The sequence below is a fragment of the uncultured Kocuria sp. genome (genome assembly GCF_947500125.1).
In the GTDB taxonomy this organism is placed as follows: Bacteria; Actinomycetota; Actinomycetes; order Actinomycetales; family Micrococcaceae; genus Kocuria.
Genome location: NZ_CANMRA010000011.1, coordinates 115,702 through 124,944, shown reverse-complemented (window position 1 = coordinate 124,944; position 9,243 = coordinate 115,702). Strand labels below are relative to the sequence as shown.

The window sequence follows — 9,243 nt, the reverse complement described above, 5'->3', positions numbered from 1 at the left end:
GTCGATCCGGGCGCGCAGCGCCACGTACTGGCCGGGCAGGTAGTCGTAGTCGTCCACGAGCTCCGGGGGCACCGCGACGGCGACCTCGACGGAGTCCGCGGTGAGCTTGCGGACCTGGGAGACCTCGCGGGTGTTGACGGGGGCCCGGCGCCGGGCCGGACGCGGCCCGCTTCGCCGAGGCCTGCGGGCTGCCGCTGCTCGCGGAGCCCTCGTCCAACGCACGGCGCGGACCGCACGCCGTGGGGGCCTACCGGCTGCTCCTGGAGTCCCCGCTGGGCCGGCGGATCGAGCGCGTCCTGCTGGTGGGCCGGCCCACGCTCTCCCGCCCGGTCGGGGCCCTGCTCGCCCGGGAGGACGTGGCCACCGCGGCCGTGCGGCCGGCGCCCGTGGCCTGGTACGAGCCCGGGCGGCGCCGCGAGCGGGTGCTCACGAGCTGGGCCGAGGCGGCCGCCTTCACCGGCCGGGCCGCGCCCGGCTGGGCGGAGGCCTGGCAGGAGGCGGGCGCCGCCGCGGACGACGCCGTCGCGCGGCTGCTCTCCGCCGGGACGACGGCGCGGGCGACGGGCCCGGCGGTGGCCGCGGCCGTGTGGGAGGCCTGCCGGCGGGACGGGGCCGTGCTGGTGGCCGGCTCCTCCAACCCGGTGCGCGACCTGGACCTCGCCGCCCGGCCCGGTCCCGGGTCCCCGCTGGTGCTCGCCAACCGGGGGCTCGCCGGGATCGACGGGACGGTGGCCACGGCCACCGGCGCGGCGCTCGGCGCCGGCCGGCCGGTCCGTGCCCTGCTGGGCGACCTGACGTTCCTGCACGACGTCTCGTCCCTGCTGCTGGGCCCGGGCGAGCGCGAGCCCGATCTGCAGCTGGTGGTCCTCAACGACGGCGGCGGGGGGATCTTCACGACCCTCGAGCACGGCGCGGTGGGGGAGCAGGAGGAGTACCGGGAGGTCGTGGAGCGGTTCTTCGGCACCCCGCACGAGGCCCGTCTCGACGCGCTGTGCGCCGGCTACGGCGTGGCCCACCGGCGCGCGGCGGGCGTCGCCGAGCTCGAGCGGGCGCTCACCGCTCCCGTGCGCGGGCGCTCGGTCCTCGAGGTCGTGGTGGACCGGCGCGGCCTGCGGGACCTGCACGCCCGGATCCGGGCCGCCGTCGCGCAGGCCGCCGAGCAGGCCGCCGCGCGGACCGCTGACGAGCGCTGAGGAGCTCGCGCGCCGTCCGGCGCCCTGGGGCCGGGCACACGGACGGGCCCCGCCCCCTCGAGGGGGACGGGGCCCGTCCGTGGTGCCGCGCGGTTCAGGCGCGGGCGGTGGGTGCGGTGTCGGCGGCGGGGGCCTCCGGGTGGTGCGCGGCGAGCTCCTCGACCTGGTGCTCGGCCTCCTCCAGCTTCCGCTGGTGGGGCACCACGAGGGTGACCAGCGCGCCGAGCAGGGCCACACCGGCGAAGACGTAGAACGCCTGGGGGCCGCCGAAGCCCGCCGCGGCGAGCCAGCCGCCGATGATCGGGCCGAAGATCCCGCCGAACCGGCCCATGCTGGCGCAGAAGGCCACGCCGGCGGCCCGGGCGTTGGTGGTGTAGTAGTTCGACTGGAACCCGTAGACCAGGACCTGGGTGCCGATGGTGCCCACGCCGGCCACGCCGATGAAGACGAGCAGCAGCGGCAGCGGGAAGCTGAACGTCATGAGGATCAGGGCCACCGCGGCCAGGGCGAACGTGGTGGCGATCATCCGCTGCGGGCCGGTGCGGTCCGCGAGACGGGAGGCCAGGAGACCGCCGACCAGCGCGGACCCGTTGAGCACGAGGACGAAGTACAGCGGGCTGAGGCTGTGGCCGTAGCCGTTCATGATCACGGCGAGCCAGGTGTTGAGCCCGTAGGTGAGCAGCAGACCGCAGAAGGACATGAAGCCCAGCAGGATCGAGGCCAGGGCGAACTGCTTGGAGAACACGGCCGCGTAGCCGGTCCTGCGCGGGGCGGCGCCGGCCTTCCGGATGACCTGCTCCTCGATCAGCGGGACACCGGTCCGGAGCGCGACGGCCTCGGCCCGCTCGGTCCTGCCGCGGGCCAGCAGCCAGCGCGGGGACTCGGGGAGCTTCCACAGCATGAGCGGGACCAGCAGGACGAGGGGGAGGGCGCCGATCATGAACAGCCCGCGCCAGCCCAGGTCGGAGAGGAGGGCGATGCCCACGACGGCGGCGAACACGCCGCCCGCCGGGATGCCGGAGTAGACGATCCCGTTGTAGAACTGCCGGCGGCCGCCGGGGGCGAACTCGGCCATGGTGGCGCCGGCGGTGGCGATCACGAGACCGAGGCCGATGCCCGTCAGGAAGCGCATCGCCCCGAAGGCGAGCACGCTGGTGGTGAGCGCGGTGACGAACATGCCGACCGAGAACCAGGCGACACCGGTGATCAGCAGCCGGCGTCGGCCGAAGAAGTCGCCGACGGCCCCGCAGACGAGCGACCCGATGAGCACGCCGATCAGGGCGTAGGAGCCCACCAGACCGGCGACGGCCGGCTCCAGGTTCCCGATCTGCGTGGGATCGGCGAGCAGGCCCGGCAGGACCACGCCGTAGACGACGAGGTCGTAGCCGTCGAAGAGCAGGGCGAGGCAGATGACGAACGCGACGAAGCGGGCGGTCTTCTGCTCGAGCTGCGGGTTCTCCGCGATGTCGATGTGTGGTTGGGTCATGTTCCCCGGACCTCTCTGGGCAGCGCGTGGACAAGGCAGGAAGGAGGGGAGACGTCAGTGTTTCCCCTGGTGGCATCCAGCCTGACAGAGCTGTGATCCGCGTCATATGAGGCAATGCCCCAGGGATCCGCCAGGGGGGTATTCAGTGCGCTGGCATATCTGTGGGGCCGATGCGAACTGTTGTGGATATGAGTCCGGGCCCGTCGTCCGTGGACGACGGGCCCGGACCGCGCGGCGTCAGCGCTCCGGCGCCTGCACCTGGGTCGGGTTGAGCACGCGGGAGAGGAACGCCTGGGTGCGCGGCTCCCGCGGATGGCGGATCAGCTCCGCGGCGGGGCCCTCCTCGACGACCACGCCGCCGTCCATGAACACGACCTTGTCGGCGACGTCGCGGGCGAACTCCATCTCGTGGGTGACCACGAGCATCGTCATGCCCTCGGCGGCGAGGTTGCGCATGATGGCGAGGACGTCGCCCACCGTCTCGGGGTCCAGGGCGGAGGTCGGCTCGTCGAAGAGCATGAGGGCCGGGTCCATCGACAGCGCCCGGGCGATGGCCACGCGCTGCTGCTGCCCGCCGGAGAGCTGGTCGGGATAGCTGTCCGCCTTCTCGGCCAGGCCCACGCGCTCCAGGTTGCCGCGGGCGATCCGCTGGGCCTCGGCCTTGTCCCGCTTGAGCACCTTGAGCTGGGCCACGGTGCAGTTCTCGAGGACGCTCAGGTGGGGGAACAGGTTGAACTGCTGGAAGACCATGCCCACGTGCCGGCGCATCCGGTCGACGTCGGCCTCGGGGTCGGTGACCTCGAAGTCACCGATCGTGATCCGGCCCTGCTGGGGGGTCTCGAGCAGGTTGACGCAGCGCAGCAGGGTGGACTTGCCGGAGCCGGAGGGGCCGATGAGGCAGACCACCTGACCGGCCCCGACGCTGAGGGAGATGCCCTTGAGGACCTCGAGGGAGCCGTAGGACTTGTGCAGGCCCTCGACGACGACGGAGGCCGCGTCCGCGAGGCCGTCGGCGCCGCCGGGCCCGGACCGGGGAGTGGGGGAGGATGCAGTGCTCACAGTCAGGCTCCTAGGACTTCTTCATGCGGTCGGTCTTGGACTCGAAGCGGCGGGTCAGGATGCCCAGGGGCACCGTGATGATGAGGTAGCAGACGCCGGCGACCACCAGGGGGGTCAGGCCCGCCCCGGCCCCCGAGATGGCCTCGCGGCCGTACTTGGTGAGCTCGTACTGGCCCACGCCCATGCCCAGCAGGTAGACCAGCGACGAGTCCTTGGTCAGCAGGATCACCTCGTTGGTCAGCGGCGGCAGCACGATCCGCAGGGCCTGCGGGATGACGATCGTGACCATCGCCCGGGCGTGGGACATGCCCAGGGAGCGCGCGGCCTCGTACTGGCCCTTCGGCACGGCCTGCAGGCCGGCCCGCAGCGACTCCGCGATGTAGGCGGCGGCCACGAGGCCCAGGGCGATCATGACCGTGACGTAGTGGTTGAAGCGGAAGCCGAAGGCCAGCGGGATGCCGTAGCCGAAGGCGAGGAAGACCAGCAGGGCGGGGACGCCGCGGAAGAACTCGATGTAGAGCGTGGCCAGCCACCGGTAGGGCGCCACGGAGGAGAGCTTCATGAGCGCGAGCACCACACCGCCGGTGAGGCCGACCACGAAGCCGAGGAGCGTGTAGATGAGGGTGTTCTTCAGCGCGACGACGAGGATGCCGGGGAACTGCTGGGCCGCGATCTCCGGGTTGAACACCTTGTCGATCAGCAGCGGCCAGTCCGCGAGCGCGATCAGCGCGAGGGCGACGAGGATCAGGACGGCGTACTGGATGCCGCGGGAGAGGCGTGCTCTCTGGTGCATGGTCATGGCCATGGAGGGGTCCGTTCTGGGTGGTACGGGTAGGACGGTGTCGGGGCCGGTGTCCCGGGTGCGGGTCACCGGCCCCCGGGTCAGTTCTCCTGGACGGGGATCCACGTCTCGACGATCTGCTCGAGCGTGCCGTCCTCCTCGATGCGGTCCAGGGTGGCGTCGACCTCCCGGAGCATCGCCTCGTCGCCCTTCGCCACGGCCACGCCGAGCTGGTCGTCGAGGTCGGCGGTCTCCTGGACCACGAAGTCCGGGTCGTCCTGGGCGTGCTGGGCGATCGCCGTGACGTCGTCGAGCACCGCGTCCACGCCGCCGGTGCTCAACCCGGTGAACAGCGTGGTAGCGTCCTCGAACTGGACGGTGTTGAGGCCGAGCTCCCGGGCCTGGGTCTCGCCGACCGTGCCCTGCATGACCCCGACCCGCACCTGCTGCTCGCGGGCGGCGGCGATGGAGTCGACCCCGTCCTCGCCGTCGGTCACGAGGCCGACCTCGTTGTCGTAGTAGGGGTCGGAGAAGTCCATCACCGTCCGCCGATCCTCGGTGATGGACAGGGCGGAGATCGCGACGTCGCACTGGTCGGTCTCGAGGGCCGCACCGGACTGGATCGACTCGAAGGCGAGGGTGACGTTCTTCATCTCCACGCCGAGGTCCTTCGCGATCTCCCGGCCGAGGTCCATGTCGAGGCCGACCATCTCGCCGCCCTCCTCCATCTCGAACGGCGGGTAGTTGGACTCCGAGCACACGGTGAGGAAGCCGGGCTCCACCAGGGCCACGGCCGAGGACGCGGTGGCCCCCGCGGTGTCCCCGCCGCCGTCCGCGGCGTCCCCGGAGGGGCTCTCGGACGTGCAGGCGGTCAGGGCGAGGGCGGTGATCGCGGACAGCGCCGCCAGGGCGTGCGCGCGGGCCGGGCGGGTCGTCGGACGGGACATGCGGGATTCCTCCGGTGGGAGCAGTGGTCGTCGGCACGGTCGGACCGGTCACGGAGCCGGCCCCGCGGGGCGGTGGCCCCGACCGTGTTCGGGCACCAGGATACGGTGCGTTGCCCGTGCCGGCTCAGCCGGCGGACAGGCCCGGGGCCGGCACGAGGCGCTCCGGCGCCCCGGCGGCCCGCTGCCCCAGGGCCTGGAGCATGGGGCGCAGCTTCGCCCAGGTCTCGGCCAGCTCGGACTCGGGGTCGGAGGCGGCCACGATGCCGCACCCCGCGTAGAGCCGCACGGTGCGCTCGTCCTCCTGCACCGCCCCGCGCAGGGCGATGCCCCAGTCCCCGTTGCCGGCCGCGTCGAGCCAGCCGACGGGGCCCGCGTACAGTCCCCGGTCCATCTGCTCCAGCTCCGGGATCGTGGCGGCGGCCACGGCCGTGGGCGTCCCGCAGACCGCGGCGGTGGGGTGCAGGGCCTCGGCGAGCTCGAGGGAGGAGGGCGGGTCCCCGGCCGGGCCCGGCCGCAGCGCGGCGGTGACGTCCGAGGCGAGGTGCCACACGTTGGGCAGCTCGAGGATGAACGGTTCCGGCGAGGTCGTGACGGCGTCGGTGTAGGGGGCCAGCGACGCCTCGAGGGAGTCGATCGCGAACCCGTGCTCGTGCTGCTGCTTCTCCGACTCGCCGAGCACCCGCGCGGCGTACTCGTGCGGGTCCTCGTCCGGGGGCGCGGCGTCCCGGTCCAGGGTGCCCGCGAGCACGCGGGCGTGGGCGACGCCGTCGAGGACCCGCACCAGCATCTCGGGGGTGGCGCCCATCAGCCGGCCCGCGCCCGAGGGGGCCCCGCCGAAGCCCACGCAGTACGTCCAGCACTGCTCGTAGCGCCGGGCGAGGTCCCGGACCACGGCCACGGCGTCCAGCGGGGCGTCCGTGCGCGCCACGACGTCCCGGGCGAGGACGAGCTTGTCCATCCGGCCTGCGCGGATCCGCTCCACGCCGTCGCGCACGGCCTCCGTCCACTCGTGCTCGCCCAGCGTGCCGGAGGACAGCCGGACCACCGCGGGCGCCGCGGGCCGGTCGCCGCCGGCGGGCGCGCGGCCGGGGGCGGAGCCGACACGGCGCAGCCAGGCGGCCGCGACGTCGTCGGTGCTCAGCGCGAAGGGGGTCCCCGGGGCCACGGCCACCACGAGGCTCGCCCACGCGACGTCCTCCCGGCGGCCCACGAGCAGCTCCGGGACCACGAGCCCGGAGTCCACGGCGGAGGCGGTCGCGAACGTGAAGGCGCCGAAGGCCGCGAGCCCGGTGCCGGGCACGCCCACGCGGTCCTCGACCACGGCGGCGGCCACCACGTCGTCCCACCACACGCGCGCGGCCGTGAACCGGTCGGCGCCGCGCACCGTGTGCTCGGCGGCCCGGCCCCAGGCCACGAGCCCGCGCCCGTCCACCGTCCAGGTGAGCAGGTCCGGCCCGACCAGCAGCTCCCGCAGGTCCGGGACGGCCGCGGGTTCCGCGCCCAGCGCGGACAGCGGCACCGTGAGGGCGTGCAGCACGGGGACCGGCGGGGCGGCGGCGGGCTCGGCTGCGGGGTCGGTGGAAGACATCGCCCACCAGTCTAAGCCGCCCGCCGGACAGCCCCGGGCCCGGCTGCCGCAGGAAGGGTCCGGGGGAAGGGCCCCAGGGAAGGTGGCCGGGAAGCGTGCCCGGGGAAGCTGCCCGGGGAAGGTGCCGGGGGAGGGCGCCCGGGCGGGGGCGTCGGAGCGAGGTGCGACAATGACCGGGTGAACCGAGCAGACCTGTCCAAGCAGCCGCACGAAGTCTCCGCCATGTTCGACGACGTGGCGCCGCGCTACGACCTCGTCAACGACATCCTCTCGCTGGGGCGGACCCGCGGATGGCGCAAGGTCGTCGCGGAGGCCGTCGGCGCCGTTCCGGGGGAGAAGGTCCTCGACCTCGCGGCCGGGACCGGGACCTCGTCCGAGCCGTACGCGGACGCCGGGGTCGACGTCGTGGCCGCGGACCTCTCGCTCGGGATGCTCGAGGTCGGCCGGGCCCGCCGCCCCGACATCGAGTTCGTCCAGGCGGACGCCACGCAGCTGCCGTTCGCCGACTCCTCCTTCGACGCCGTGACGATCTCCTTCGGGCTGCGCAACATCCAGGACTTCCGCCGCGCGCTCGCCGAGATGCTGCGGGTCACCCGGCCGGGCGGCCGGCTCGTGATCTGCGAGTTCTCGACCCCCACGGCGGCCCCGCTGCGCACCGTCTACACGGAGTACCTCATGAAGGCGCTGCCCGGGATCGCCGCGCGCGCGGCGTCCAACCCGGAGGCCTACCGGTACCTCGCCGAGTCCATCGCCGCGTGGCCGGACCAGGAGGACCTCGCCGCCGAGATCCTCGCGGCCGGCTGGACCGGTGTGCAGTACCGCAACCTCACCGGCGGCATCGTGGCGGTGCACCGGGCCGTCAAGCCCGCCGCGGACGCCGCCGCCCGATGAGGGCCCTCGTCCTCGGCGCCGGCCCGGCCGGCGCCACGGCCGGGTACTGGCTCGCGGCGCACGGGATCGAGGTCACCGTCCTGGAGAAGACCGCGTTCCCGCGCGAGAAGGTCTGCGGCGACGGGCTGACCCCCCGCGCCGTGCGCGAGATGCGGCTCATGGGCCTCCCGCACGGGCCCGAGCACGGCTACGCCCGCAACCGGGGCCTGCGGCTCGTCGCCCGGGAGCGCAGCGTCGAGGTGCCGTGGCCCGAGCTGAGCGACTTCCCCTCCTACGGGCTCGTGCGCACCCGAATGGGCTTCGACGAGCAGCTGGCCGGGCACGCCCGCGGCGCCGGGGCCCGGGTGCTCGAGCGCCGGGCCGTGACCGGGGTGCTGCGCGACGGCGCCGGCCGGGTCGTCGGCGCCCGCGCCAACGTCCTCGACGCCGCCGGGCGGCGCACCGGAGAGACGGAGGAGCACCGCGCCGACGTCGTGCTCGCCGCCGACGGCAACTCCTCCCGCACCGCCGTGTCCGCCGGGCTGCACAAGCGGGACGACCGGCCGATGGGGGTGGCGGTGCGCGCCTACTACGAGTCCCCGCGCTCGGACCTGGACTGGATGGAGGGCTGGCTCGAGCTCACCGACGGCACCGACCCGGACCGGGCGCTGCTGCCCGGCTACGGCTGGGTCTTCGGCGTCGGCGACGGCACGGCCAACGTGGGGCTCGGGATCCTGGACACCTCCCCGGCGTTCGGGGCCCTGGACTACCGGAAGGTGCTCGCCGACTGGACCGCGTCCATGCCCGCCGAGTGGACGTTCGACGCCGAGCACCGCCGCGGCCGCGTGCTCGGCGCGGCCCTGCCGATGGCCTTCAACCGCACGCCGCACCACGTGCCGGGGATGCTCCTGCTGGGCGACGCCGCGGGCCTCGTCTCCCCGTTCAACGGGGAGGGCATCTCCAACGCCATGGAGTCCGCCCGCTACGCCGCCGAGCACGTCGTGGCGGCCGCGGCCGCCAACGGCCCGGCCCAGCGGGAGCTCGTGCTCGCCGGCTACCCCGACCGGGTCCGGCAGGAGTGGGGCGCCCACTTCACGCAGGGCCGGGTCCTGGCCCAGCTCATCGGCAGCCCCGCCGTGATGAAGGCCGCCGTGCGCACCGGCATGGCCGTGCCCGCGCTGATGCGCTTCGTGGTCCGGGTCATGACGGAGCTCTCCGACCGCCCCGCCACCACGTGGGAGGACCGCGTGGTCTCCCTCCTGGACGGCCTCACGCCCGCGACCGGCAACACCCGCCCCCCGAAAACTCGCTAGAGTGGT

At 74.3% G+C, this 9,243-nt stretch carries 8 protein-coding genes and 1 pseudogene; 3 read left to right on the top strand and 6 right to left on the bottom strand.

Features of this window, described 5'->3' with window-relative positions:
- A pseudogene (locus Q0817_RS09655) lies at nt 1-222 on the bottom strand (hypothetical protein); the annotation flags it as partial.
- Nucleotides 223-239: 17 nt separating this feature from the next.
- Between Q0817_RS09655 and Q0817_RS09650 the strand changes: the two are divergent.
- Nucleotides 240-1,193, top strand: a complete 954-nt coding sequence (locus Q0817_RS09650; RefSeq protein WP_298586368.1) for a thiamine pyrophosphate-dependent enzyme — start codon at nt 240-242, stop codon at nt 1,191-1,193.
- A gap of 94 nt (nt 1,194-1,287) precedes the next feature.
- On the opposite strand, the gene Q0817_RS09645 is transcribed toward Q0817_RS09650, so the two are convergent.
- The 5 genes from Q0817_RS09645 to Q0817_RS09625 all read right to left on the bottom strand — a co-directional run bounded on the left by Q0817_RS09645 (nt 1,288) and on the right by Q0817_RS09625 (nt 7,054).
- The gene (locus tag Q0817_RS09645; protein ID WP_298586364.1) at nt 1,288-2,679 is read right to left on the bottom strand and encodes an aromatic acid/H+ symport family MFS transporter; all 1,392 of its coding nucleotides are present in this window, start codon (nt 2,677-2,679) and stop codon (nt 1,288-1,290) included.
- Nucleotides 2,680-2,916: 237 nt separating this feature from the next.
- Nucleotides 2,917-3,651 (bottom strand): amino acid ABC transporter ATP-binding protein, encoded by a 735-nt coding sequence (locus tag Q0817_RS09640; RefSeq protein WP_298586380.1) that lies wholly within the window; start codon nt 3,649-3,651, stop codon nt 2,917-2,919.
- Between the two features lie 97 nt (nt 3,652-3,748).
- Complete coding sequence (locus tag Q0817_RS09635; RefSeq protein ID WP_298586360.1) at nt 3,749-4,543, bottom strand: amino acid ABC transporter permease; 795 nt, start codon at nt 4,541-4,543, stop codon at nt 3,749-3,751.
- Nucleotides 4,544-4,620: 77 nt separating this feature from the next.
- Nucleotides 4,621-5,466 carry an ABC transporter substrate-binding protein gene (locus Q0817_RS09630; protein WP_298586357.1) on the bottom strand — a complete coding sequence of 282 codons (846 nt, stop codon included), beginning with the start codon at nt 5,464-5,466 and terminating at the stop codon, nt 4,621-4,623.
- A gap of 124 nt (nt 5,467-5,590) precedes the next feature.
- On the bottom strand, nt 5,591-7,054 hold the full coding sequence (locus Q0817_RS09625; RefSeq protein WP_298586354.1) for an isochorismate synthase MenF: 1,464 nt from the start codon (nt 7,052-7,054) through the stop codon (nt 5,591-5,593).
- Nucleotides 7,055-7,231: 177 nt separating this feature from the next.
- Here Q0817_RS09625 and Q0817_RS09620 point away from each other — a divergent pair, with 177 nt between their 5' ends.
- Nucleotides 7,232-7,945, top strand: a complete 714-nt coding sequence (locus tag Q0817_RS09620; protein WP_298586349.1) for a demethylmenaquinone methyltransferase — start codon at nt 7,232-7,234, stop codon at nt 7,943-7,945.
- Entirely contained in the window at nt 7,942-9,237 is a 1,296-nt protein-coding gene (locus Q0817_RS09615) for a geranylgeranyl reductase family protein (RefSeq protein WP_298586346.1), read from the top strand. The genes Q0817_RS09620 and Q0817_RS09615 overlap by 4 nt, the downstream gene beginning before the upstream one ends.
- The last annotated feature ends 6 nt before the right edge of the window (nt 9,238-9,243 follow it).